General features: G+C 64.8%; 16 protein-coding genes. 11 read left to right on the forward strand and 5 right to left on the reverse strand.

Annotation, left to right across the window (positions count from 1 at the left end; translation table 11 throughout):
- Nucleotides 1–319: 319 nt before the first annotated feature.
- On the forward strand, nt 320–1,453 hold the full coding sequence (gene gmd / locus ACX12D_RS14670; RefSeq protein WP_459371666.1) for a GDP-mannose 4,6-dehydratase: 1,134 nt from the start codon (nt 320–322) through the stop codon (nt 1,451–1,453).
- Nucleotides 1,450–2,424 carry a GDP-L-fucose synthase gene (gene fcl / locus ACX12D_RS14675; RefSeq protein WP_459371667.1) on the forward strand — a complete coding sequence of 325 codons (975 nt, stop codon included), beginning with the start codon at nt 1,450–1,452 and terminating at the stop codon, nt 2,422–2,424. The genes gmd and fcl overlap by 4 nt, the downstream gene beginning before the upstream one ends.
- Nucleotides 2,425–2,512: 88 nt before the next feature.
- Here fcl and ACX12D_RS14680 read toward each other — a convergent pair whose 3' ends face one another.
- Nucleotides 2,513–3,487: a polysaccharide pyruvyl transferase family protein gene (locus ACX12D_RS14680; RefSeq protein WP_459371668.1), complete on the reverse strand. Its 975-nt coding sequence runs from the start codon at nt 3,485–3,487 to the stop codon at nt 2,513–2,515.
- Nucleotides 3,488–3,625: 138 nt separating this feature from the next.
- Nucleotides 3,626–4,780 (reverse strand): hypothetical protein, encoded by a 1,155-nt coding sequence (locus tag ACX12D_RS14685; protein ID WP_459371669.1) that lies wholly within the window; start codon nt 4,778–4,780, stop codon nt 3,626–3,628.
- A 405-nt stretch (nt 4,781–5,185) separates the two neighbouring features.
- On the opposite strand from ACX12D_RS14685, the gene ACX12D_RS14690 reads away from it, so the two are divergent.
- From ACX12D_RS14690 to ACX12D_RS14720, 7 genes are all read left to right on the forward strand, one after another.
- Nucleotides 5,186–6,394, forward strand: a complete 1,209-nt coding sequence (locus tag ACX12D_RS14690) for a capsule biosynthesis protein (protein ID WP_459371670.1) — start codon at nt 5,186–5,188, stop codon at nt 6,392–6,394.
- A complete protein-coding gene (locus tag ACX12D_RS14695) occupies nt 6,387–7,172 on the forward strand; it encodes an SDR family NAD(P)-dependent oxidoreductase (protein WP_459371671.1) in 786 nt (261 codons plus the stop codon). Before ACX12D_RS14690 ends, ACX12D_RS14695 begins: the two co-directional genes overlap by 8 nt.
- A 6-nt stretch (nt 7,173–7,178) precedes the next feature.
- Complete coding sequence (locus ACX12D_RS14700) at nt 7,179–8,690, forward strand: LTA synthase family protein (RefSeq protein ID WP_459371673.1); 1,512 nt, start codon at nt 7,179–7,181, stop codon at nt 8,688–8,690.
- Nucleotides 8,691–8,759: 69 nt separating this feature from the next.
- A complete protein-coding gene (locus ACX12D_RS14705) occupies nt 8,760–16,361 on the forward strand; it encodes an SDR family NAD(P)-dependent oxidoreductase (RefSeq protein WP_459371675.1) in 7,602 nt (2,533 codons plus the stop codon).
- Nucleotides 16,362–16,366: 5 nt separating this feature from the next.
- Nucleotides 16,367–17,263, forward strand: coding sequence for a UDP-3-O-acyl N-acetylglycosamine deacetylase (locus ACX12D_RS14710; protein ID WP_459374026.1), 897 nt, complete (start codon nt 16,367–16,369; stop codon nt 17,261–17,263).
- Between the two features lie 17 nt (nt 17,264–17,280).
- Nucleotides 17,281–18,609 carry an aminotransferase class I/II-fold pyridoxal phosphate-dependent enzyme gene (locus ACX12D_RS14715; protein ID WP_459371676.1) on the forward strand — a complete coding sequence of 443 codons (1,329 nt, stop codon included), beginning with the start codon at nt 17,281–17,283 and terminating at the stop codon, nt 18,607–18,609.
- A gap of 29 nt (nt 18,610–18,638) precedes the next feature.
- Nucleotides 18,639–19,265: a GNAT family N-acetyltransferase gene (locus ACX12D_RS14720; protein ID WP_459371677.1), complete on the forward strand. Its 627-nt coding sequence runs from the start codon at nt 18,639–18,641 to the stop codon at nt 19,263–19,265.
- A gap of 12 nt (nt 19,266–19,277) precedes the next feature.
- Here ACX12D_RS14720 and waaA read toward each other — a convergent pair whose 3' ends face one another.
- Genes waaA through ACX12D_RS14735 form a run of 3 tightly spaced genes read right to left on the reverse strand, consistent with a single transcriptional unit; the run spans nt 19,278 to nt 23,042 of the window.
- The gene (gene waaA, locus ACX12D_RS14725) at nt 19,278–20,585 is read right to left on the reverse strand and encodes a lipid IV(A) 3-deoxy-D-manno-octulosonic acid transferase (RefSeq protein ID WP_459371678.1); all 1,308 of its coding nucleotides are present in this window, start codon (nt 20,583–20,585) and stop codon (nt 19,278–19,280) included.
- Nucleotides 20,585–21,652, reverse strand: a complete 1,068-nt coding sequence (waaC, locus tag ACX12D_RS14730) for a lipopolysaccharide heptosyltransferase I (protein WP_459371679.1) — start codon at nt 21,650–21,652, stop codon at nt 20,585–20,587. Before waaC ends, waaA begins: the two co-directional genes overlap by 1 nt.
- A 4-nt stretch (nt 21,653–21,656) precedes the next feature.
- Nucleotides 21,657–23,042, reverse strand: a complete 1,386-nt coding sequence (locus tag ACX12D_RS14735) for a phosphomannomutase/phosphoglucomutase (RefSeq protein ID WP_459371680.1) — start codon at nt 23,040–23,042, stop codon at nt 21,657–21,659.
- A 279-nt stretch (nt 23,043–23,321) separates the two neighbouring features.
- Between ACX12D_RS14735 and ACX12D_RS14740 the strand changes: the two genes are divergently transcribed.
- A complete protein-coding gene (locus ACX12D_RS14740; RefSeq protein ID WP_459371681.1) occupies nt 23,322–24,536 on the forward strand; it encodes a glycosyltransferase family 4 protein in 1,215 nt (404 codons plus the stop codon).
- Entirely contained in the window at nt 24,533–25,849 is a 1,317-nt protein-coding gene (locus ACX12D_RS14745) for a sugar transferase (protein WP_459371682.1), read from the forward strand. The genes ACX12D_RS14740 and ACX12D_RS14745 overlap by 4 nt, the downstream gene beginning before the upstream one ends.
- Nucleotides 25,850–25,856: the final 7 nt, after the last annotated feature.

Raw genomic sequence — 25,856 nt, forward strand, 5'->3', positions numbered from 1 at the left:
TGGGCCCAAGACTCGCGGGATTTTACTATGAAGGAATCAGCGCCAAGAAACGTTTTCGGGATGTGCTGTCGATCGTCGAGCGCGCACTTCAAGTCGTTGCCGCCCGGGCGCACGGGTATCGAATCGCTCGCGCCGCAGCCGAAATTTCCGCAATGGTCTCTGCTTTGGCGACTGAGGGCACTGACGGTAGTAGTATACGGCAATGACGCCCGCTGTAACCCAGCCGGACCGTTACTTCAAGAACCTCGCATTGACTCTCCTCCTGGCAAATTGACTTGACGCCCGGCAAATCTGTGGCGTCGCGTCGGACAATCGAAATATGAGTTCCAACAAGAAAGCACTGATCACTGGCATCACGGGCCAAGACGGCTCCTATCTGGCTGAACTACTCCTTGAAAAGGGATACGAAGTGCATGGCATTAAGCGCCGTGCGTCACAGCTCAACACGCAGCGGATCGACCATATCTACGAAGACCCGCACGCACAGAATCAGCGTTTCATCCTCCATTACGGCGATCTGACCGATACGTCCAACCTGACGCGGATACTCCAGAATGTGCAGCCCGATGAGGTTTATAACCTGGGGGCCCAATCCCATGTCGCGGTCAGCTTTGAAGCACCGGAATACACAGCCGACGCGGATGGCCTTGGCGTGCTCAGGCTGCTCGAAGGAATCAGGATTCTGGGTATGGAGAAGAGTTGCCGGTTCTACCAGGCCTCGACCTCGGAACTCTATGGCCTCGTCCAGGAAATTCCCCAGCGGGAGACGACGCCCTTTTATCCGCGCAGCCCATATGCGGTTGCCAAGCTCTATGCCTACTGGATCACGGTCAACTATCGTGAGGCATACGGCATGTACGCGTGCAACGGCATTCTGTTTAACCACGAGTCACCCCGCCGCGGCGAAACGTTCGTGACGCGCAAGATCACCCGTGGCCTGGCCAACATCGCGCAGGGGCTGGAGGAATGCCTGTATATGGGTAACCTCAGCGCTTTGCGAGACTGGGGCCACGCCAAGGACTACGTGCGCATGCAATGGATGATGCTGCAGCAGGAGCAGCCCGAGGACTTCGTTATCGCGACGGGTCTGCAGTATTCGGTTCGCGAATTCCTCGCCATGGCCGCCGCGGCACTTGGCATCACCCTGGAGTTCCGAGGTCAAGGTGTCGATGAAACCGGCGTGGTAACGCGCATCGAGGGCCCCAACGCGCCGGGCCTCAAAGTTGGAGACGTGATCGTACAAATTGACCCACGCTACTTTCGGCCGACCGAGGTGGAGACGCTGCTGGGCGATCCGAGCAAGGCCATGTCGAAGCTGGGTTGGCGCCCGGAGATCACGGTTCAGGAAATGTGCGAAGAGATGGTTGCCGACGATCTGAATGTCGCGAAGCGCTACGCATTGCTCGCAAAGCACGGGTACGCTGTTCCCGTATCCCTGGAGCACAAGGCATGAATAACAGCAAGGACGACGCAATCTTCGTCGCGGGCCACCGCGGAATGGTCGGCTCGGCGATAGTGCGAAGGCTCGAAATCCTGGGATACCGAAACATCGTCACCGCCTCCCGTGACAAGGTGGATCTTACCCGGCAGAGCGAGGTGGAGGCATTCTTCGCCGATCGCCACATCGATCAGGTCTACCTGGCCGCGGCCAAAGTGGGCGGCATCCATGCAAACAGCACCTATCCTGCCGAGTTCATCTACGAGAACTTGATGATCGAGGCCAACATCATCCACTCGGCCCATCGCGCCGGCGCGGGGAAGCTGCTGTTCCTGGGGTCGTCGTGCATTTACCCGCGCGCGGCCGAACAACCGATGTCCGAGGATTCGTTGTTGACCGGCATCCTTGAGCCGACCAATGAGCCGTATGCCATCGCGAAGATTGCGGGCATCAAGCTTTGCGAGAGCTACAACCGCCAGTACGGGTGCGATTTCCGGAGCGCCATGCCAACCAACCTGTACGGACCGCATGACAACTTCCATCCAGAAAACAGCCACGTCATTCCGGCGTTGCTGCGCAGGTTTGATCAGGCTGTCAGGGATCAGGAGGAGGAAGTGGTGATCTGGGGGAGCGGCAAGCCCATGCGTGAGTTCCTGCATGTAGACGATATGGCCTCCGCCAGCGTCCATATCATGGAGCTTGATGCGGCCACATACCAGGCCAATACGGAGCCGATGCAATCGCACATCAATGTTGGAACCGGTGAGGACTGCACGATTTCCGAGCTTGCAGAGAGCGTCAAGCGCGTCACCGGATTCAAGGGCCAACTGCGCTTCGACAGCAGCAAGCCGGATGGCACCTTGCGGAAGCTTCTCGATGTCTCGCGCCTAAGAAAACTCGGATGGCAAGCGAGTATTTCGCTGGAAGACGGCCTGCGGAACAGCTATCAATGGTTCGTCCAGAATCAGGGATCATTCCGGAACTAAAGAAGGGGGCATTGCGCCCCTTCTTTGACGATATGCCAGAGTGCATGGCATGAAGCAAGGCGGGGCCAGGGAACCCCACCCGCCTCCGTCAGGCTAGCTGTGCGGCATTAATGAGCTCCCTGACGCGCCTTGTCAGGGAGTCCATGATGAAAGCCTGGGAAGATTCGTAATAGGTCGGCACGTCCCCATACTCGTGCGCGAGCGCCCGATATTTCGTCTGTTCGTTATGAATAAACGGCACAAACGGGATATTCATCGCGTGCGCTACGATATGCATGTGGAAACGCTCGCCAATGAAGAAATCGCATTGCGTGCAGAACCCCAGCAAATCATCGGCACTGGCGAAGTCAGCCCACTTGATCAGGCCATTGGAGACGGAGTGGAGCACATCCGCTTTTGCAAGATCGCTCTGGTTGTGTGCGGAGACGTGGCTGCAGAACGGGATATAGTAGAGTTCCAGCTCATCCCGGAACTGATGTGCGATCCCGGAATATATCTGTTGCAGGTGCATCGAAAACGGCTCGTCATCGATAAACCGGGTAGAGGCGATATTGATGCCAATCTTCAGCTTTCCCGTCTTTGCGGTGCGTTGCACCGGTTCGATGATGCCACAGGCGTAGTCTGGTTCGACTACCGCGCTGTCGCACCCTAGATGCCTCCGCGCGAGATCCAGGGAGTCATGCTCGCGAAAAGAAACGCGTTCGGCAAGACGCAGAAGATGGCGCGAAGCAGTCACGTTGTAGTGGAATCCATGAAGTCCCACCCTGCTTACCTGCAGCTCGCATCCGACCGTCTTCGCGGCCAGCGCGATAATCAGCAACTCTTGAATATGCTCGGGAGACCAGAAGATCCCACCGCCACCCATAACCAGAGTCTTGTGGCCCTCGATATGCCGTTCCGGATCGGCGAGGAAATTCGTGAACTCGACATATTCATGGTACCGCTCTAGCCCGGGCCTTCCATAGGCGACAACGGTCGCTGAAGGCTCCTGATTCAAGATCGATTTCAGGATCAAGTCATCGCCGACATTACCTGCCCCATACCCACCCACATAAATGGTCATACTATTCAATCCAATCTTTTATACTAGTATCGACCTCGACCCTGCTCTTTATCTCTTTGACCGTCGGTGCCGGGACGACAAGAGGAAGCACGCTCGGCGAGGTGCCAACCGGGTTGCACGCTCACTCTATTGAACAGATCAATCGTGGTGCTCGCGGACACCCGCGATCAGCAGGCTTAGCACACCCCAAGCTATCATTCCGAGTGCGAACACAATCAGGATTGACTTTATCCGCTTCGGCTCTACCGCGACATCGGGCTCGTTCGGCTGCACCAGCCGCTCGAGGTAAAGCTGCTTCCGCTGCGCCTCCGCCCGCGCATTTTCCAAAGCGCTCATTGCCGACGCCAGTTGCTTTTCCGCAAACTGTGCATCAAGTTGCAAGCGAGCGTAGCTTGCGGCCTTGTCCGAAAGCGACCCCTTGCCGCCGGCAACACCACCCGCGGCCTCCTGGATCTGCTTCGTCAGCGCTGCGATATTCGTCTTCAGCACCGAAACCTGCGGATTTTGCGGAGCGATCGACTGCAGCTGTATCAGTTGCGCCTGCGCATTGAATAGCTGCGTCTGGAGGCTGGTTACCTGCTGCAACTGCAGCGCGGACTGCCGGTCCGGATCAAACACTGTATTGGACTTGCGGTACGTGGCCAGTGCAGCCGCTGCGTCCTTCGCCTTGGCGGCTGCGGCATCCACCTCGCCACGTGCAAACTGCACCATGTCCTTGGCGGCGCGCTCATTCATGCGGTTGATCAGCCGCTCACTCAGGTCCAGCAGCGAGGCATTGATTCTAATGGAGTCCTTGGCCGAGAAGGCGCGCACCTGCAGCGTGGTAATCGACGAGGTGGAATCGAACTCGATGGATACGATACGCTTGGTGTAATACTTCCAGAGCGCTTCGAAGCTATCGTCCAGCTGACGGAGGAAGCGACTCAGGAAATCACCATGATTGCCATAGGCGTCGAAAATATATTTATCGCGGTTCAGTTCGCCAAGGGCATCGCGCGACCCCATGTAGTCGAGCACCGCATAGGTATCATCCTGAGCCCGAGAGAAACCTGTTCCCTGCAGAAGGGCGCCAAGCGCGCTGGTCTGGCTTTGCCGTTGGGGGCTGCGCACCACGAAACGTGATTCCGAGACGTAGACATCGGACGCGATGACACCGAAGTAGATTGTCGCGAGGACGGTTGGCACAACGACAGCACCCAGAAAAAGTCGATTGACGCGCTTGAGACGCGGCCAGAGACTGTTCTTGCTTCCGGCCGCCTGCGGCGCCGTGTCCTTCTCGATTACCGTATCCAACGTATTTTCCAAAGCTATACGAGCCGGCACCACGCAACTCCTCCTCCCTAGACAGATTTCAAGATTGCCCTCGATACAGGTCAATCCGAGGAATTGGGGTGTTTCTGGCGCTGTGTTCTACAGGGCAGATCTGCGGGAATCGGCCTTCCAGCTCCGTCCGCGACCAAGCCGGTTTCAAGCCGGCGATTATATAGCGACTCTTCGTCGGCGAGACTGCCGGGCACACCTCAATGGCGTCCCAATTGCAACAATAGCTAAGCAGTTCCTTACAAAACCCAAACCGCTGCGGTATCCTTCCAACCTTCTCGGAAACCCTTAGACACCGGCATAGCGATCTTGCCATATTTGACAAATCCAAGTGCCTGCGGTGTCGCTAACCTCTCCCTGCCGCCCCTCACACCTCTGATGCAACGGTCCTTTTTAGCCCTGCAAGGCACGGCATCTCCCTTCTTCAGGCAGTTGTCCGCAGCGCTGCGCGAACGCGGCCATGGGGTGCGACGAGTCAACTTTTGCGGAGGTGACCTCGCATACGCGGGCATGGAAGACGCCTGCAACTTTTCTGATACATTGCAATCGTTGCCAGATTGGTATGAAAATATCATCCAATGTGGCAATTTTAGCGATATTTTGCTTTTTGGTGATTGCCGCGAAATCCATCGGGCTGCATATGGCACGGCAGGCCGGTTGGGCGTGAGAATCCACGTCTTTGAAGAAGGCTACGTCCGCCCTCACTGGCTAACCCTCGAACCCCATGGCGTCAACGGCCGCTCCCTCCTCCCCCGCGACCCGGACTGGTATCGCGGCCACCGCAGCGTGACGCCGCCCAGCCCACCCGGTAAGAGCACCGGCTACAACATGTACGAACGCGCGTTCCACGACATCCGCTACCGCGCCGCCAATGTAGTGCACGCCAGGCATTTCCCGCACTACCGTAGCCACCGCCCGCACAATGGCTTCCGCGAATACGCCGGCCTGGCAAGTCGCTTGCTGCAGCAGCGTCGGCACAAGGCGAAGGCGCACGAGGTGACCGAGCGTCTGCTCGGCTCGAAGCAGCCCTATTACGTGTTCCCGCTGCAACTCAACTCCGATTCCCAAATTCAGGTGCATTCCCCCTTTGAGGGCGTACGGCAGGCAATCGAGCAGGTCATAGCGTCGTTCGCCAACCACGCCCCCGGCAACGCCAGGCTGCTGATCAAGAACCATCCGCTGGACACCGGCCTGATCGACTATCGCAAGTTTTCCCGCCATCTGGCACAGACGCTGGGCGTGGCGGACCGCTTCGACTTCATCGATGCGGGCCACCTGCCCACATTGCTAGACCACGCGCGCGGCGTGGTGGTGGTCAACAGCACCGTGGGGCTGTCGGCACTGCACCATCGACGCCCGCTGATGACCTTGGGCACGGCAATCTATGACATGGCGGGGATGACCTGGCAGGGCGAACTGGACAATTTCTGGCTGGAGGCGGAAGGGCCGGATATGAATCTGTACCAAGCCTTCCTGGACTACGTGCTGCACCACACGCAGATCAACGGGGATTTCTATACCCGCACCGGTATTGCCATGGCCACGGCCGGCGTGGTGAAGCGGCTAGAGGCCACCGCCCATGGCTAATGCGGCGCCCCGCCATATCGTGATCACCGGCGCCAGCGCAGGCATCGGCCTTGCATTGGCGCTCGCCTATGCCGCGCCGGGCGTGACGCTGGGCCTGGTTGGCCGCAACGCGTCGCGGCTCGCGGCCGCCGTCGCGCAGTGCCGCGCGGCCGGCGCCACGGTGGTTAGCGCCGAACTGGATGTGCGCGACGCCGCCACCACGGCCCAATGGCTCCACGCCTTCGACGACTCCCACCCGATCGACCTGCTGATCGCCAACGCCGGCGTCGCCAGTACCTTGTCATCCGCCCGAGACTGGGAAGACCTGGAGCGCACGCGCGCGGTCTTCGACACAAACTTTTACGGTGCCATGCACACGGTATTGCCTATCATCGGCCGGATGCGCCAGCGCCACCGGGGCCAGGTAGCGATGATCAGTTCGCTGGCGGCGATCCGGGGCATGGCGATCTCGCCGGCATATTGCGCGAGCAAATCGGCGATCAAGGCGTATGGCGAGTCGGTGCGTCCGCTGCTGGCGCGAGCTAGTGTGGACCTGTCGCTGGTGTTCCCTGGTTTCGTGAAGACGGCAATGAGTGATGTGTTTCCCGGTGACAAGCCGTTCCTGTGGTCCGCCGAGAAGGCCGCGCGCCATATTCGCGCGGGCCTGGCGGCCAACAAACCGGAGATCGCCTTCCCCGGCCTGCTGGCCTTTGGCATGGGCTTGCTGCCCCTGCTGCCGGCGCGCCTGGCCGATGCAATTCTCGACAAGCTGTCTTATCTGCCGCGGGAGGAGCACTAGCCCGGCATGCCGCCTTTGCTCTATTTCCTCGCGGCGCTAGCCGCTTCTTTCCTGCCGGACGCGATCGCCCTGCCCCGACCGCGCGTGCCCTGGCGGCGCCCTCGTGCCGCACTAGCCATCCACGCGATGGCGGCGGCGGCGTCGTTCTCGCTGACGCTGGCCGTGTCGGGCCGCCCCGCCTTTGCCGGACTTGTGGCGTTTGCCCTGGCGGCGTTAATGACAATTGTTAACAATGCCAAATTCGCGTCCTTGCACGAACCGTTCGTTTTTACGGACCTGAGCCTGTTCGGCCAGTTGTTTCGCCATCCCCGCCTTTATCTCCCTTTCCTCAGCCTGGTGCAGGTGCTGACCATCATGCTGGGCGCCGCACTGTTCGTCGGTGCCTTCCTGGCGGCGCCGCGCCTGGAGGCCGTTCCCTACGGCGCGCTCGTGGCGTTGGCCGGCAGCGCCCTGGGGCTCGCCGCGCTGCTGGCCGCGCGGTTGCCGCTGACGCTGGAGCCGGGCGAGGACCAGCGCCACCATGGCTTTATCGCGGTGTTCGTGGCGTACCTGTTGAACGGCTTGCGCCCGCGTACTGTGCGCGCGCTGCGGGAGGCCTTGATGGCGGGGCCGTTCTCGCGCACGACAGCGCCGGCGTTGCATCCGGACGTGATCGTGATCCAGAGCGAGTCGTTTTTTGACGCGCGCCGACTGGGTGCGGCGGTGAACCCGTCGATTCTGGCGAACTTCGACGCCGCTTGCCGCGCGTCTTGGCAGTATGGCGAGCTGCGGGTGCCAGCGTGGGGCGCCAATACGATGCGCACGGAATTCGCTTTGCTGTCGGGGCTGTCCGAGGCGGAGCTGGGCTATGCGCGCTTTTATCCATATGCGTTTATCCGGCAGCCGTGTGCCTCGCTGGCCGGATGGTTCCGGCGCGCGGGTTTCCGCACCTTGGCGATTCATCCTTATTTCGCGGATTTCTTTGGCCGGAACCGGGTGTTCCCGTTGATGCATTTCGAGCGGTTCATGGATATCCGGCATTTCGACGGTGCGCAGCGCGCCGGGCCGTACGTGGCGGATGCCGCGGTGGCGAACGCGATCATTGCGGAACTGGATGCCGCCGGCGATCAGCCGGCGTTTGTCATGGCAATGACGATGGAGAATCACGGGCCGCTGCATCTGGAGCGGGTGGAGCCAGGCGAAGGCGCCCGTTACCACGCACTGGGCGATGGTGCGCCGTGGGAGGATCTGACCGCTTATCTGCGCCACCTAGCCAATGCCGATGCCATGATCGGCCGCCTGACGGATTACCTGGCCAGTCGCCAGCGCCCAGCCATCCTGTGTTTCTACGGTGACCATGTGCCTGCGCTGCCTGGCGTTTATGGCAATTTGGGCACCATGCAAACCCATAGCGATTATTTTATATGGCGTAACAACGGAGAGCCGGCCGCGCTCCGCAAGGAAATGAACGTGGCGGGACTGGGACTGGTTTTGCTTGACGCGATCGGGCAGCCGGCAGTGACCGGCGTGCATACATGAAGAGCAGAGAAGCGGAAGTTCCGATCCATTCAGAGAAAATCAGATTTTGCAGGGCCGAGTAAGAAGAAGATGAAGAAAGCAATCGCAATTGTGGGAATGTCGTGCAGGTTTCCTGGAGGCGTCCGTAATCCGGACGATTTCTGGAACCTCTTGGTCAACGAAGTCGATGCGATCACGGAGATCCCCGCTGATCGCTTCGGCACAGAGTTCTATCTCCACCCGGCCAAGCGTGAGCCGGGCAAGAGCTATACATTTTCTGCCGGCGTACTGGATGACATTGCTGGCTTCGATGCGGATTTCTTTGGTGTTTCGCCACGCGAGGCCCGGCAGATGGACCCGCAGCAGCGCCTGCTGCTGGAACTTGCCTGGGAGGCCTTCGAGAACGCCGGCCAGTTGCCGGCCGAAATGGCGGGCAGCAATTGCGCGGTCTTTATCGGCGTGGCCAGCCAGGACTACGGCGACCGCGGGGCAGATGACCTAAGTGTGGCGGACGCGTATTCGGCGACCGGCAATACGCTGAGCATCGCCTCAAACCGGATTTCCTATTTGTTCGACCTGCGTGGTCCCAGCATGTCGATCGATACGGCGTGCTCGTCGTCGCTGGTCGCGCTGCATCAGGCCTGCAACGCGATTCATGCGGGCGAGGCCGATACGGCGCTGGCGGGCGGCGTGAACCTGCTCCTGCACCCGTCCCCCTTCGTCAGTTTCGCCAAGGCGTCGATGTTGTCGCCGACCGGGCGTTGCCGCGCTTTTGATGCGGCGGGCGACGGTTATGTGCGGGCCGAGGGCGGCGCTCTGGTCCTGCTCAAGCCGCTCGACAAGGCGCTGGCAGACGGCGATAGCGTCCATGCGGTCATCGTGTCGTCCGGCGTGAATTCCGACGGCCATTCGCAAGGCGGCATCAATGTGCCGGTTGCAGCCACGCAGGCGGCGCTGCTCAACGACGTCTATGCCCGCGCGGGCGTGGATCCGCTGGATATTGCGTACGTGGAAGCACATGGCACCGGCACCGCGGTAGGCGACCCGATCGAGGCCCGTGCGCTGACGGAGGTGCTGGGCAAGGACCGGGCACCGGACCGGCCGCTGCTGATCGGCTCGGCCAAGACCAATGTGGGCCATCTGGAGACGGCCTCCGGCATGGCGGGCCTGCTCAAGACGGTGCTTTGCCTGAAGCACAAGGCTGTGCCGGCCACAGTGCACTTCAGGAACCCCAATCCGAATATCGACTTTGCCGGCGGCGGCTTGCGTGTGGTCGACCAATACCAGCCGCTCGATACGAACGGCAAGCCGCTGCTGATGGGCGTGAATTCCTTCGGCTTCGGCGGCACCAATGCCCACGTCCTGCTGGGCGAGGCTGAGGCCCGAAGTGGCGCCGCGGACAAGACCGTGCCGGCTGCGGTGCCCTCGGCCCTGATCCTGAGCGCACGCAGCCTCGATGCCGTGCGCGAGCTGGCGAGCCGGTTTCACGCGCGTCTGCAGGCTGGTGCGTCGTGGGAGGCACTGGCCAGCGCAGTCGCGCGCAAGCGCCAGTGGCTGCACCAGCGTGCGGTAATCCTGCCGACTAGCCCGGAAGACGGCATGGCATCGCTCGACATGCTGGCACGCGGGGAGAGCGCCCCCGGCGTCACCCTTGGGGAAGCACCGGCCGGCGCAGACAACAAACTGGCGCTGGTCTTCTCCGGCAATGGTTCGCAATGGGCGGGCATGGGTCAGCGATTGTTGCTGGAAGACGCCGTGTTCGGCGAAACCATCGAGAATATTGATGCCATGTGGCAGGAAGATGGCAGCCCGTCACTAGCCGCGGTAATGCGCGAAGGCGCCACCGCCGCCTGGCTCGAAAGCACGGAGAACGCGCAGCCGCTGCTGTTCGCGCTGCAGGTTGGCGTGGTGCGCTCGCTGCAGGCACGTGGCCTGCGCTACGACGCATGCGTCGGCCATAGCGTAGGCGAAGTGGCGGCAGCCTGGGCGGCGGGTGCGCTGACACTGGTGCAGGCTGTGCATGTGATCAAGGAGCGCAGCCGCGCGCAGGCCACGACGGCCGGCAACGGCAAGATGGCCGCCGCCGGTGTCAGCGTGGAAGCCGCGCAGCAACTCATCGACCGGCTTGGGCTCGGTGAAGATCTTGAGGTGGCGGGGGTCAACAGCCCCGAAGCCGTCACTCTGGCCGGCTCGCCCAAGGCCATTACCACCATGCTGGAGGAATTGGCCCAGAGCGGAAAATTCTTCCAGGCGCTGAATCTCGATTACGCCTTCCATAGCAAGCGCATGGATCCAATTCGCGATCTGGTGCTGACGAGGCTGGCCGACCTGCGGCCGCGGGATGCGCCCACGCCGTTCATCTCGACCGTCACCGGCGCGCAACTGCCCGGCACGATGCTCGACGCGCAATACTGGTGGCGCAATATCCGCGAACCAGTTCGGTTCGAAGCCGCCGCGCGCCACCTGGTGGACGCTGGCGTGCGCGTGTTCCTGGAGATCGGTCCGCACGCGATCTTGCGCAGCTACGTCACTCAGACGCTTGAGCACGCCAAGGCCAACGGCAGCGCCCTGCCCACCCTCAAGCGCAATCACGACAGCGCCGCGCAGCTGCAGCACGCGTTCTGCGTAGCGTTGGCGCAGGGCGCCAGCCTCGACATGGACGTGGCCTACCCGCCAGCAGACCCGGACTTGGCGCTGCCGACCTACCCGTGGCAGCGCGGCCGCCACTGGCTGGCGCCCACCAGCGAGGGCTATGACCTGGTCAACCGGCGCCGCGAGCATCCGCTACTGGGCTATCGCCTGAAAGACAGCGCAGTGGCCTGGGAGAACCAGATTGACCCGGTCAAGCTGCCGCTGCTGGCCGACCACATGGTGGACGGCGCGGTGATCTTCCCCGGCGCGGGCTACGCGGAAATGGCGCTGGCCGCCGCGCGCCTGCATTTCGGTACCGAAACCTGTGCGGTGGAAAATCTGGAAATCCGTTCGCCGGTGGTGTTTCAGGCGCAACAAGGCCGACTGTTCCGCTTTACCGTAGATCCCCGCACCAACGGCTTCGTCATCGAGACGCGCCCGCGCCTGAGTACGGATCCGTGGACCATCGGCGTAGCCGGCCGGCTGCTGCCCGGCGGCCCCGCCGCGGTGCCAGCCGAGACCATCGGCGCGGCGGAACTGGCTGCCCTGGAGGCTGCATCCGATATCGACGGCGAATGCCTGTACGGCAAGGCCGCGGAGATCGGGCTAAACTTCGGTCCGGCCTTCAAGTGGGTAAAGTCAGTGCGCGTTGCCGGCGACACGGCCGTGGCGGAGCTGGTGCAGCCCGCCGTGCTGGAAGACGCGCTGGCGCCCTACGCGATGCACCCGGCGGCGATCGACGGCGGCTTCCACCCGCTGCTGGCCCTGATTGGCGCGGCGGCCGGCGAAGATGAGGCGGTGGCCGACGTGGCCGCCTACGTGCCGGTACAGATGGGCCGCATCGACTTCTACGGCCGCGGCGAAGCAGTGCGCCGCGTAGTGGCCCGCATCGAGCTACGCAGCCCGCATTCGCTGGTGGCTTCGTTCACCTACCTGGACGCAGCCAGCCAGGTAGTCATGCGCGTGGGTGCCTGCCGCTTCCGGCGGGTCGACCTGCAGGCCCGGCTCCACGCGGCACCTAGCCGCTTTGCCTTCGTCACGGAGGCCCGGCCGTATGCCGCCGACATCAGCGCGGCCGCCCTGCCCGCGCCGGCCACGCTGATCGCAACGGCCGCGGCCAAGCTGCTGGCGCAGGAAGATGCGGCCCACCGCCGTACCCACCTGACCGAAGTCATGCCTTTGCTCGACGTGCTGGCAGCGGCCTATGCCCTGCGTGCGGTCGAGGCGATGGATGTGCTAGGTCAGCCGCAGTTGCCCGCGAGCGCCAACCCGGCGCTGCTGGAGCGCCTGATCGGCATGTTGTTGGAAGATGGCGTGCTGGCCCGGCGCGACGGCCTGCTGGTGCGCGGCAACGAGACGCTGCCGGCCATCGACGAACTCTGGCGTAGCCTGCTTTCCGCTTCGCCGGGCCATGTAGCCGAACTCACGCTGCTGGCGCACTGCGGCGCTGCGCTGCCCGCCGTGCTCGACGGCAGGCTCAGCCCACAGGTCGTACTGCCGAACGGGCACAGCAGCCTGGTGGACCACCTCTACGAGGCCTCGCCGACCTGGACCCACGTCAACGCGCTGGCCAGCGCCTGCCTGGACACCGCGGTCGAGGCATGGGATGCTCCACGGCCCTTGCGCGTGCTAGAAGTGATCGCACCGGGCACCAACCTGTTCCAGCCCTTTGGCTCACACCTGCAATCGCGCTGCGACTACGCCATTGCCGGCAGTGCCGAGCAGTTGGGCGCCTTCGATGCCACCGAACATCCGCTGATCCGAACGGTGCAGATCGAGTTGGGCGACACGCCGTCGCTGGCGGCCGAGCCCGGCCGCCCCGCTCAGTACGATATCCTGATCATCAACAACCTGCTGCGCGCGGGCGCCCATCCGGCGCGGCTGATCGAAGCCGCGCGCGCATGGATGACGCCCAGCGCGCTGCTGATCGTGGCGGAAAGCCAGTCGAGCCGCTTCTCGGACATCGTGTTCGGCCTGTCGCCGGACTGGTGGACGCTGGGCCGTGGCGAGTTGCTAGGTGCCAGCGCCGTCATCGCCCTGCTGCAGGAGCACGGTTTCGAAACACCGGTCCGCCACACGGAAGCCGATCTTGAACTCGAGGGCGTGCCAGCGTTCCTGCTCGCGCGTCGTGGCGCGGACCCCGTAGCCGCGCCCGCTCCCGTGGCACCTGCCGCCCAATGGCTGCTGCTGAACCCCGCCGCGCGCGGCCGGCTGATGGCCGCCGTGAGCGATACGTTGCAGGCCGACTCCACCAGTGCGCAGATCGCGGTGCTTGACTCGGTGCAAGGGCTGCTTGCCCATCCATCGCTCGGTGCGGCAGGGAATGCGCCATGCCACGTGGTCTTCCTCGCCGCCGATATCGACGGCAGGGATGCCGGGACCGATGGCGAGGACATGATGCGCGCGCAAGCGAGCACCTCGATCGCGCTGGCGCAACTGGTGCGCGGCCTGGCCGATGCGGCCGCGCCGGTGCGTCTGTGGGTGGTGAGCCGTGGCGGCGCGCCGCTGGCCGCGCCCGGCGCGCAGCCGTCATCGTTCCAGCCGGAACAGGCAACACTGTGGGGCCTGGGCCGCGTGCTGATGAACGAGTACGCGGAGCTATCCTGCCACCTGATCGATATCGATCCCGCCTGCGAACGGCCTGCGCCCATGCTGGTGCGCGAATTGCTATCGGAAGAACGCGAAGAAGAAGTGCTGCTCACGCGCATTGGCCGCTTTGTGCCGCGCATGCTGCCGTGCGCCACCATCGAACTGCGTGAGCAAGGCGCCGGCACCGGACAGCCGGACCAGCACAGCGTGCTGGCCTTCGAATCACCGGGATCGCTGCGCCACTTGCAGTGGTTCGCCCTGGAAGAGCGCGAGCTGACTCCGGACGAGGTAGAGATCGAACCCGCCGCCACCGGCCTGAACTTCCGCGACGTGATGTACGCCCTGGGCCTGCTGTCCGACGAAGCCGTGGAGAATGGCTTCGCGGGTCCGACCATCGGCATGGAACTCTCCGGCCGCATCACGCGCGTCGGCAAGGATGTACAGGACTTCGCGCCCGGCGACGCGGTACTCGGCTTCGCCCCGGCCTGCTTCGCCAGTCGCGTGCGCACCCGCGCGGGCGCCGTGGCGCTCAAGCCCGAGCGGCTGAGCTTCGAGGAGGCGGCGACGATTCCCACCACCTTCTTCACCGCCTTCTATGCGCTGTGCGAGCTGGCCCGCCTGCGCAAGGGCGAACGCGTGCTGGTGCACGGCGCGGCTGGCGGCGTGGGTGTCGCCGCCATCCAGTTGGCCCGCCATCTCGGTGCCGAAGTGTTCGCTACGGCGAGCACCAATGAGAAGCGCGAATTCGTGCGCCTGCTGGGCGCGGACCATGTATTCGATTCACGCAGCCTGGCGTTTGCCGACGACATCCTGCTGCGCACTGGCGGCCAGGGCGTGGACATTGTCCTCAATTCACTGGCGGGCGAGGCAATGGTACGCAGTATCGATGTGCTGCGCCCGTTCGGCCGTTTCCTGGAACTGGGCAAGCGCGATTTCTACGAGAACAGCCGAATCGGCCTGCGCCCTTTCCGCAACAACATCAGCTACTTCGGTATCGATGCGGACCAGCTGATGCATGCGCAACCCGGACTGACGGCAAGGCTCTTCGCCGAGATCATGAAATTGCTGGCCAGCGGCACGCTTGATCCGCTGCCGTACCGCACGTTCCCCGCGCACCGGGTTGAGGAGGCCTTCCGCTACATGCAGCAGGCGCGCCAGATCGGCAAGATCGTGATCACCTTCCCGGCCGGCACGCCGGCACCACAGACGCCCAAGCCCACGCGGCTCGCGCTGAACCCGCAAGCCGCCTACCTGGTGGCAGGAGGCACCGGTGGGCTCGGCTTTGCCACGGCGCGCTGGCTGGTGGACAGAGGTGCTCGGCACGTGGTGCTGGCCAGCCGCAGCGGTGCCTTGTCCGAGGACCTCGCGGCGCAAGCGCGGCAATGGCATGAGACGCTCGGCGTCACCGTCACGGTGGCTTCTTGCGACCTAACGGACGGCGCCGCCGTCAAGGCGCTGGTCACGCGGATAGAAAATACTGGTACGCCGCTCAAGGGCGTGGTGCATTCCGCCATGACCATCGCCGATGGCCTGATCGCCAACCTGGACGACGAGCGCTTTAGTAGCGTGCTGGCGCCCAAGGTAGCCGGCGCGTGGAACCTGCACCGCGCCACCCACGCGCTGCCGCTCGACTTCTTCGTTGCGTATTCGTCGGCAACGACGTTCCTCGGCAGCCCTGGCCAGTCCAGCTATGTTGCCGCCAACACCTTCCTGGAGTCGCTGGTGCACCTGCGCCGCGCCAGTGGGCTGCCCGGCTGCTTCATGGCCTGGGGACCGCTAGAGGATGTCGGGTTCCTGGCGCGCAACGCGCAAACGCGCGAAGCGCTGCAAGCACGTATCGGTGGGCGCTCGATCACCTCCGCCGAGGCCATGGCGGCGCTGGAACATGCGTTGCTGGCAAACCGCGCCGGCGAAGCGGTGCTCTGGCTCGACTGGCAAGCGGTCGCACGGGTAATGCCGGCGGCGCGCTCGCTGCGCTACGTGGAGATGCTCGGCAGCGACAGCCAGGACGCGCAGCGCGCAGCGGGCTCCAGCCTGGATGGCGAGGTACGCGCCTTGCCGCACGCCCAGGCGCTGCAGTTGGTGATCGAGACCATGCAGGCGCAGATTGCGCGCATCCTCCACCTGTCCGCGAAGAAGGTCGACATCGACCGCTCGGTGGTCGATCTCGGCATGGATTCGCTGATGGGGATGGAACTCGGTATGGCCGTGGAGGAGTCCTTCAAGGTCAAGCTGTCGGTGATGCTGCTGGCGGACGGCGCCACGGTGCGCTCGCTGGCGCAGAAGATCGTCGATTCCATCCGCACAGGTGGTACTGGCGAGATGGGCGGCGCGGAAGATGCGCCGTCGGAGGCGCGGCAGAAGATTGAGGCGCTGGTGGCGCGCCACGCGCTGGATATGGATGCCGAGGATATCCGCGTGCTCGCCAACAAGGTCGAATCCAACGCCTCTGCCGCGCCAGCGCTGCCATGACTGGCATAACTGGCATGACCGGCTGGCAGGCAAGCCAAGGCACGCTGGCGCGCGATCTGGTGATCGCGGGCCACGGCCTGCACACCGGCCGGCGCGTCAATGTGCGGATCCGGCCCGCCGGCGCGGGCCAAGGCATCGTGTTCCGACGGGTGCGCAATGGCCAGCCCCTGGCCGATCTGCCTGCCGTGCCCGGTCTGCGCCTGGCGCAGCCGCTGTGCACTGCCTTGCAGGCCGGCAACGGCCTGCGCGTACGCACCGTGGAACATTTGCTGGCCGCGCTGCTGGCCTGCGAGATCGATCACGCCACGGTGGAACTCGACGCGGAAGAAGTCCCCATCCTCGACGGCAGCGCCCTGCCGTGGATTCAGGCAATGCAAGCTTGCGGCCGCACTGCGCTGCCGGAGCCCAAGCGCTTCCTGCGCGTGCTGCGCCGCCTGACGGTGGCCGACAGCGAGATGCGCGAACTGATGATCGAGCCGGCCGCACGCTATGAACTGAAGGTCACCAACGACCTCAAGGGCTTCGGCGTGCTGTCCTGGCAAGGCGAAATCAATCCGGAGCGCTTCGCCAGCGAGATCGCGCCGTCGCGCTCGTACGGCCGCCTGAAATGGGCGATTCCCACGATCGCCTTTGGCTACCTGCGCGGCAAGCCCATCCTGCGCGGCGCGCGGCCATCGTGCACGGCGACCATCGTCGGTGGAAATGTGCTCGGCGGCATGCGCCTGCCCGAGGAGTTCGTGCGCCACCGCGTGCTGGACCTGATCGGAGACCTGGCCTTGCTGGGCGCGCCGCTGTTAGCACGGGTGACGGCCCTGCGCCCCAGCCATGAGATGAACTATCGCCTGTGTTCGGCGCTGCTCGCGCAACCCGATGCGTGGGAGTGGACCGGACCGGCCACCTGATTGAACAAGGAAGACGTATGGGATTGGGCGACCACCTGAGGCAACAACTTGCCGCCAAGGCGCTGCGGCGCCAGCTTGAGCGGGTGACCAACGAAATCGAGGCCGCCCCAGCGGCCATGGTGCGGCCGGCCGCACCGTCGGAGCTGGCGCAGCTGTGCCGATTCGATACGCTGCCGGCGTACCAGCAGGTGGCCATCGGCCGCCAGATGAGCGAGCAGCTGCGCATTGCATCGCCCTTCTTCCGGGTGCACGAAGGCGTGGCCGGCGCCACCACGAAGATCGGCGGCAAGAGCTATATCAACTTCGCCAACTACAACTACCTCGGGCTGGCTGGCGACGCGCAAGTGTCCGCCAGCGCCAAGGCCGCCATCGACCGCTACGGCACCTCGGCTTCCGCCAGCCGCATGGTGGCCGGCGAGCGTCCCGTGCAGCGCGATCTGGAGCATGCGCTGGCCGAGCTGTACGAGGTGGACGACTGCGTGGCGTTCGTGAGCGGCCATGCCACCAATGTCACGGTCATCGGCTCGCTGTTCGGGCCGAATGACCTGGTCCTGCACGACTCGCTCGCCCACAACAGCATCGTGCAAGGCGCGCAGCTCAGCGGCGCCAAGCGGCTGAGTTTCCCGCATAACGACTGGCAGGCGCTCGATGACATCCTGACGCGCGTGCGCCGCGAGTACCAGCGTGTGCTGATCGCCATCGAAGGCCTTTACAGCATGGATGGTGACCTGCCGGACCTGGAGCGCTTTATTGACATCAAGCGCCGCCACGCGGCGTTCCTGCTGGTCGACGAAGCGCACTCGCTGGGCGTGCTCGGCGCCAACGGCAAAGGCATCCGCGAGCACTGCGGCGTAGCGGGACGCGAAGTGGATATCTGGATGGGAACCTTCAGCAAGACGCTGGCCGGCTGTGGTGGCTATATCGCCGGCGAACAGGCGCTGACCGACATCCTCAGGCACCTGGCCCCGGGCTTCCTGTACAGCGTGGGCATTGCCCCGATGCTGGCCGCGGCATCGCTGGCCGCCTTGCAGCGGATGCTGGCCGAGCAGCAACGCGTCGCAACATTGCGCGAGCGCGGGCAACTGTTCCTCGCGCTTGCGCGAGAGGCGGGCCTGAATACGGGGAGCAGTGCCGGCTATTCCGTGATCCCAGTCATCACGGGGAGTTCGATGAAGGCCGCGCAGTGGGCGAACACGCTCTTCGACGAAGGTATCAATACCCAGCCGATCTTCTATCCAGCCGTAGAAGAAAAGGCGGCGCGCCTGCGCTTCTTTATCTGTTCGACGCACACGCCCGAGCAGATTCGCACCACCGTCGACGCCCTCGCACGGCTTGCACACAAGTGACTGCATGGCCGCCGGTGCCGTTGAACGCGTTGACCGAAATCGTCTTCCGCCCAGCTACGGCACACGATGCAGCGGCCCTGGCGCCGCTGGTGATGGCCTCGGGCCAGCTCGAGTTTGATTACCTGCTGGGAAACGCCGGGGAGGCACGTGTGGCTTTCCTGCGGCAGGTCATTGCGTCTGACACTGGTAAATTCTCATGGCGGCGGCATCGCGTCGCCACAATTGAAGACCAGCCGGTAGCGGTGCTAGCGATCCAGGATGGCCGCACCAACCTGCTGGACGATCCACACATTGCGCTGGCATTCCTGCGTTTCTTTGGCTTGCGGCAAACCGCCAGCATCGCCGCACGAGGCCTGATACTGGAGCGGGAGATTCCGCCGCCAAAGCGCACGCAAACCCTGCTCGCGCATTGTGCCACGCGTGACGATATGCGTGGGCAGGGCATCTTCCAAGGGCTCTTTGCGGACACCATGCGCTCGGGATTGCTACCCGCTCGAGCCGGCCAGGGCCTGTTTCTCGACGTGCTGCGCAGCAATGTGCGGGCGGCGGCGCTCTATCGCAGGCTGGGCTTTGTCACCGTCGATGCGCGCCTTGACCGGCCCCGAAAGCTCCCGCCGCACTTACGCTCGGCGCGAATGCGGTTCCAGCCAGCCTAACGGACCAACCAATCACGAAGCCAGCACCTGCCCCAGCGCAGCCATCGTGCGCGCCGTGGCACCCCGGTGAAGCACCGCGAACTCACGCGCATTGCCGCGCATGGCTTCGAGCCCCGGCACATCGCCCAATATCGTGGCCGCCGCGCGCATCAGCGCATCGGCATCCGCCACGCGCTGGCAGGCGCCGGCAGCGATGGCATCTTCAGTGGCCTGCGCAAAGTTGAAGGTATGCGGCCCGATCAGGACGGGCGTGCCAGCGGCGCAGGATTCGATCAGGTTCTGCCCGCCCAGCGGCAGCAGGCTGCCGCCGATAAAGGCGATATCCGAGGCGGCGAAGTACATCGCCATCTCGCCCATGGAGTCCCCCAGCAGCACATCCGCCGTGACCGGCTCAGGCAGTCCCGCTTGCTCCCACGCAGCGGAATCGCCAAGCATGCCGCGGCGCTGCAGCGTGAAGCCGGCACGCGTGACCAGCGCCGCCACTTCATCGAAGCGCTGCGGATGGCGCGGCACCAGCAGCAAAGCCGGGCGCGGCACCTCGGCGCCGAGCGCCTGCCAACGCGCGAACGCTTCCAGCAGCAACGCTTCCTCGCCGTCACGCGTGCTGGTGGCGGCGAACACGGCGCGCGAGCCAAACCCCTGGCGCAGCACGCGGCCGCGCTGCAGGCCTGCCTCGGGCAGTTGCATATCGAATTTGAGGTTGCCGGTCACCTGCACCGACGGCAGCCCGAGCGCGCGGAAGCGTTCAGCGTCGCCCTGGGTCTGCGCCAGCACCGCGGTGAAGTCGCGATACATCGCGGTGGCAGCGCTGCCAAAGCGCGCGGTGCGGCGGAAGCTGCGCGGTGACAGCCGGGCATTGACCAGCAGCAACGGCACGCCGGCCACGCGGGCACCGCGCACAAGGTTGGGCCATACCTCGGTTTCCATCAGCATGCCGGCATCCGGACGGAAGTAGCGCAGGAAGCGCCGCACCAGCCACGACAGGTCGTACGGCAGGTAGCACTGCAGCACGCGCGGCTCGGCGCCATACAACTGGGCGCCGGTTTGCCGCCCGGTGGGCGTCATGTGCGTGAGCAAGAGCCGATGGCTCGGATATTGCGCCAGCAGCGCGTCAATCAGCGGCTGCGCGGCACGGGTCTCGCCCACCGATACGGCGTGGACCCACAGCCACGGCCCCGCCGACGGCAGGCCGCCGTAGGCGCCAAGGCGCTCGCCCACGTGCTGCACGTAGCCGGGCTCCTTACGAGCACGCCACACCAGGCGCAGCAGCGCGACCGGCAGCGCCAGCAGCCATAGCAGGTTATACAAAACGCGCAGCATCAGTTCCCCTGCCCGCGCACGCGCCGGGCGGCTGCGTAGACTTCATCGACGGACGGCACGATGCCATCGTCGCCCACATTGGCGATGCGGTCCGACCAGTAGCCTTCCGTCTTCCAGCGCCACGTCGCGGTATAGATCTCGACCGTGGGCCGGCACAGCGCCGCGGCGATATGGACCAAACCCGTATCGACGCCGATCACCACCTCGGCGCGATTGATCAGGCCAAACCCCTGCATGACCGTGAAGCGCGGCAGCACCTGCGCCTGCGGCACGCCGGCAGCGATGTCTTGCGCCGCGCGCCGTTCCGCGTCGTTGCCCCAGGGCAGCAACATGGTCAGGCCATCGTCCAACAGCCGGCGGCCGAGGTCGTGCCAGCTGGCCAGCGGCCATTTCTTCTTCGCGCCCGCAGTAGCGTGAAAGCACACTGCGTAGCGCGTTGGCAGGCCGGCCCATAGCGCATCGTCGACGTGCAGCGTGCGCGCGCCGGGGCCGAAGAATTGGGGCGGCTCCGGCGGCGTGCCACCCGTCAGCGCCGCGCCCAGCAGGCGCGAACGCCGCACCGAATGCGTCTGGCGGGGTACGGTCACGGGCTCGGTATAGAACAGCCGCGCGGCCGGCTCATAGCCAGAGCCTTGCGTGGCATTGGCCAGCCCGATCACGGGCGCGCCCTCGCGGCGGTTGGCCACGCGTGCCACCACGGCAGTCTTGAGCAGGCCCTGCGTCTCGATCACGGCGTCGTAAGCGTCCTCTCGCAAGGCGCGCTTGAACGCACCGATCTCCCGCCAGGTCGCAGCCTGGTAGAAGCGCTTGCGCCAGCGCCGCAGCGCGAACGGAATCACCCGCCGCACTTCGGGCAGCAAGCGCACGAGATCGGCATAGCCCTCCTCGACCACCCAGTCGATCTCGCAATCCGGCCAGCGCGCGCGCAGGTCGTGCACCAGCGGCATGTTATGCACCACGTCGCCTAGCGACGAGACCTTGACCACCAGGATGCGCGGCCGCGCGGGCAGCGCATGCGGGGTCAAGGATTTGCCCGTTGTTCCCGTCAGGGGCTCAGTCAACGGCATCCGCTCAGAAGGGGAGTTGCGCGTCCGGCTTTTCCGCCAGGATCACGCGTTTGAATTCAGCCTGGATACGCGCCAGCGCGGCATCGTTGTCGGCCTCGAAACGCATCACCACCACCGGTGTGGTGTTGGACGGACGCGCCAGGCCAAAGCCGTCGGGGTACTCCACGCGCACGCCATCGATGGTGATGACTTCACGCGCGCCGTCGAACTTTGCATTGGCGCGGATCTTGTCGAGCAGCGTGAAGGCTTCGCCTTCCGCGCATTTGAGCTGCAGCTCGGGCGTGCAGTTGGAGTTAGGCAAGGCATTGAGCACCGCGCTCGGATCGGCCTGCTTGGACAGGATCTCCAGCAGGCGCGCGCCGGTGTACAGGCCGTCGTCGAAACCGTACCAGCGATCCTTGAAGAACACGTGGCCGCTCATCTCGCCGGCCAGGGGCGCGCCAGTCTCCTTGAGCTTGGCCTTGACCAGCGAATGGCCCGTTTTCCACATCAGCGGCTCGCCGCCATGCGCGCGGATCCAGGGAGCCAGCTTGCCGGTGCACTTCACGTCGTAGATGATCTGCTGGCCGGGATTGCGCGACAGGATCTCCTCGGCAAACAGCATCAGCTGGCGATCAGGAAAGATCACCTGGCCGTCCTTGGTCACCACGCCCAGGCGATCGCCGTCGCCGTCAAAGGCCAGGCCCAGTTCGCAATCCGTGTCGCGCAGGCACTGCATCAGGTCCTGCAAGTTTTCCACATGGGCCGGATCGGGATGGTGATTGGGGAAATTGCCATCCACCTCGCAAAACAGCTCCGTCACCTCGCATCCCAGCGCGCGGAACAGGTCGCCCACGAAGGCACCCGCCACGCCATTGCCGGCATCCAGCGCAATCTTCATCGGGCGCGCCAGCTTGACGTCGCCAACGATGCGGTCTAGGTACTGCTGGCGGATGTCGACCTGCTGATAGCCGCCCGCGCCGCTGGCGAACTTGCCGGCGTCGATGCGCTGGCGCAGCGACTGGATCTGCTCGCCGTAGATCGCCTTGCCGGCCAGCACCATCTTGAAGCCGTTGTAGTCGGGCGGGTTGTGGCTGCCGGTCACCATGATGCCGGAAGTGGCGCGGCGCCCCGCCAGCTCGACATTGGTGCCGAAGTACACCATGGGCGTGGCCACCATGCCGAGGTCGATCACGTCCATGCCTGCGGCACGCAAGCCCTCGACCAATCCGCCTAGCAGGTCCGGTCCCGACAGGCGCCCGTCGCGCCCGACCACCACGGCGCGCTCGCCTTGCTCCGCGGCGGCCGTACCGAACGACAAGCCAATCGCACGCGCCACGTCACGCGTGAGGGTCTTGTCAACGATGCCACGGATATCGTAGGCCTTGAAAATGGAAGGATCTGCTTGCATGGGTCATCCTGTGTGTAAGCGGTAGAACCAGTCGACGTTGCCAGGCACGGATTCCGGCCAGGGCCGAGTCGGCGGGCAAATGCGTCAAAGACCGTATTTTGCCGGATTGCGAGTGGCGCGCCAGTTATAATCGAACGGTTTTGCTGGAAAATGGCGCGGCAAGCCTGCCTGAAAGTGGATCGATCCCCACCTGAGCGGGGTGCCCCAGGTGCCTGGCCAGTGTCTGGGGACAGGCCTGCCGGACAGCCTGCCGCCGGCCCTGCCCCAGGCTCGTCGGCCATGCTGAAATGCCCTGGTAGCCTGTTCCTGTTGCCCGCCCTCGCGCTTTTTTGCCCAGTGCCTTCGCCCCTGCCCCCCCATCGCCAGCGTATCGCCTTCCTGATCACGAACTCCGAGATCGGCGGGGCGCAGACGCACGTCGCCGATCTGCTGCACGCCCTGCGCGACCGGATCGATCCCGTGCTGCTGGCCGGGGGCGACGGGCCCTTGCTGGACGCCGCCCGAGCCGCCGGCGCCCGCACCATACGCCTGGCCCTGCTCGACAACGCCCTCTCGCCGCTGCGCGCGCTGGCCGCGCTCAGGGAACTGCTCAAGGCCCTCCGGGAGACCGCGCCCGACCTGATCCATGCGCACAGCGCAAAGGCCGGCGCGCTAGGCCGGGTAGCCGGCTGGCTGCTCGGCATCCCGGTGGTCTATACGGTGCATGGCTTTGCCTTCAAGGCCGCCGCCCCGGCTCGCCAGCGCCTCATCTCTCGCTGCATGGAATGGCTGCTAGCGCCGCTGGCCGCCCGCCTGATCTGCGTGGCGCAGGGCGAACGCGCGCTGGCCGCGTCGCTGCCGATCCCCGCCGCGCGGGTCAGCGTGATCCGCAACGGCATCGCCGACAGCAGCGCGCGGGCCACACCCGGCGCGCCGCTGCGGCGCATTGTCATGGTGGCGCGCCTGGCCGCCCCGAAACGCGCCGATCTGCTGATCCGTGCCTTCGCCCGCGCCGCCCTGCCCGATTGCGAGCTGGTACTGGCAGGTGTTGGCCCCCAGATGGCCACCCTGCAGTCCCTGGCCGATAGCATGGCACCGGGCCGGGTAAGGTTTGCTGGCCCGGTCACCGACGTGCCATCCCTGCTGGCTTCGGCCCAGGCCTTCGCGCTGGCATCCGACCATGAAGGCTTCCCGCTTTCGGTACTGGAGGCCATGCGCGCCGGCCTGCCCGTCGTCGCCAGCGACCTCCCGGGCATCCGGGAGCAACTGGACAGCGGCGCCAGCGGCCTGCTGGTCGCCGGCGATGACGAACACGCCTGGGCGGCCGCGCTGGCACGGCTGGCCGACGACCCCACACTGCGTGAGACACTGGGACGCAATGCCCGGACGCGCTGGGTAAGGGAATTTGGCCTGGAGCCAATGGCCGACGCCACCTGGACGATCTACCAGCAAGCGCTGGCGGGCACGCCAGGCGCCGCCCGCGCGGCGGCCAGCACTGGAGCAGGCGGACAATGAACAAGACACACGGCGTCGGCCGCCCTGCCCAGCTGAGCCGCCCGCAGGGCTCCGAAACCGTCCGCCGCGCCAGCCGCATGCTGGCCTGGGCGCTGCTGGGCCTGCTGCTGTTCGGTCTCAATATCGCGCTCGCCGAGTTCGCCCATCACGCCGCCCTGGTCACTTACGTCTTCACCCGTACCCTGCTGTGGTCGGTACTGCCCTATCTGTTCGCCTTCGTGCTGCTGCACCGCTCCCTGCACCTGCCCGCCATGGAAGGCAACAGCCTGGTCGGGTTGGCCGCCACCCTGCCCTTTGCCGCGCTGCTCTTCGTCTTCGCCGCCTTCCATCTCGAGTATTCGCGCGGCGCGCTGCTGCTCAGCTATGTCACCACGTTAGGCTGGATCTGGTTCGGCTACCGGCGCTTCGTGCGCAACTACGTACCCTTTTTCGGCTATACCGATGCCGCCACGCTGGCGCAACTGGAGCAGATCCTCGCCATGCCCGGCGCGGCACCGGCTAGCCCCACCCGCTTCCAGGCCATCAGCTCGCTGGACGAAGCCGTGCATTGCGACGGCCTGATGCTGGACCGCAATGCGACCGCGGACCCCGAGCGCACCCGCGTGCTCGCCCAGTTCAAGCTCAGCCACGTACGCATGTATTCTGTCGAGCGGATCGGCGAGATGCTGACCGGCCGCGTGGGGCTGGCGCACATCGACGAGAACTTCCTCGACGACTACGCCGCGCACTACTTCTACAGCTTCGCCAAACGCCTGATAGACCTCGCCGCTGTACTCTGCATGGCGCCGCTCGCGCTGCCGCTGGGCGTAGTTGTAGCACTCGCAATCCGCCTCGAATCCACCGGCCCCGCTCTGTTCCGCCAAGGGCGGGTGGGACTGTTCGGCAAGCCCTTCACCATGTTCAAGTTCCGCAGCATGGCGTTCGACGCCGGCGCGCCGGCGCAATTCGCCGCCCGCCGCGATCCGCGCGTCACCCGCGTGGGCCGCGTCATCCGCAAATACCGGCTAGATGAAATCCCCCAGTTGTGGAATGTGCTGGTAGGCGACATGAGCCTGATCGGCCCGCGTCCCGAGCAGGTGCCGATGGTCGACGAATTCGCCCATACGATTCCGTATTACCCGTACCGGCACCTGGTGCGGCCCGGCTTGTCCGGATGGGCCCAGGTCCAGCAGGGCTATGTAGGCACGCATGAAGAAACCGTGACCAAGCTCAGCTATGACCTGTACTACGTCAAGCATTGTTCGTTTGCGCTGGACCTGCTGATCGGGGTGAAGACGTTGCGAACGTTGCTGACGGGGTATGGGGCGCGGTGAGCAGACC

The organism is Cupriavidus sp. PET2-C1 (assembly GCF_054515855.1).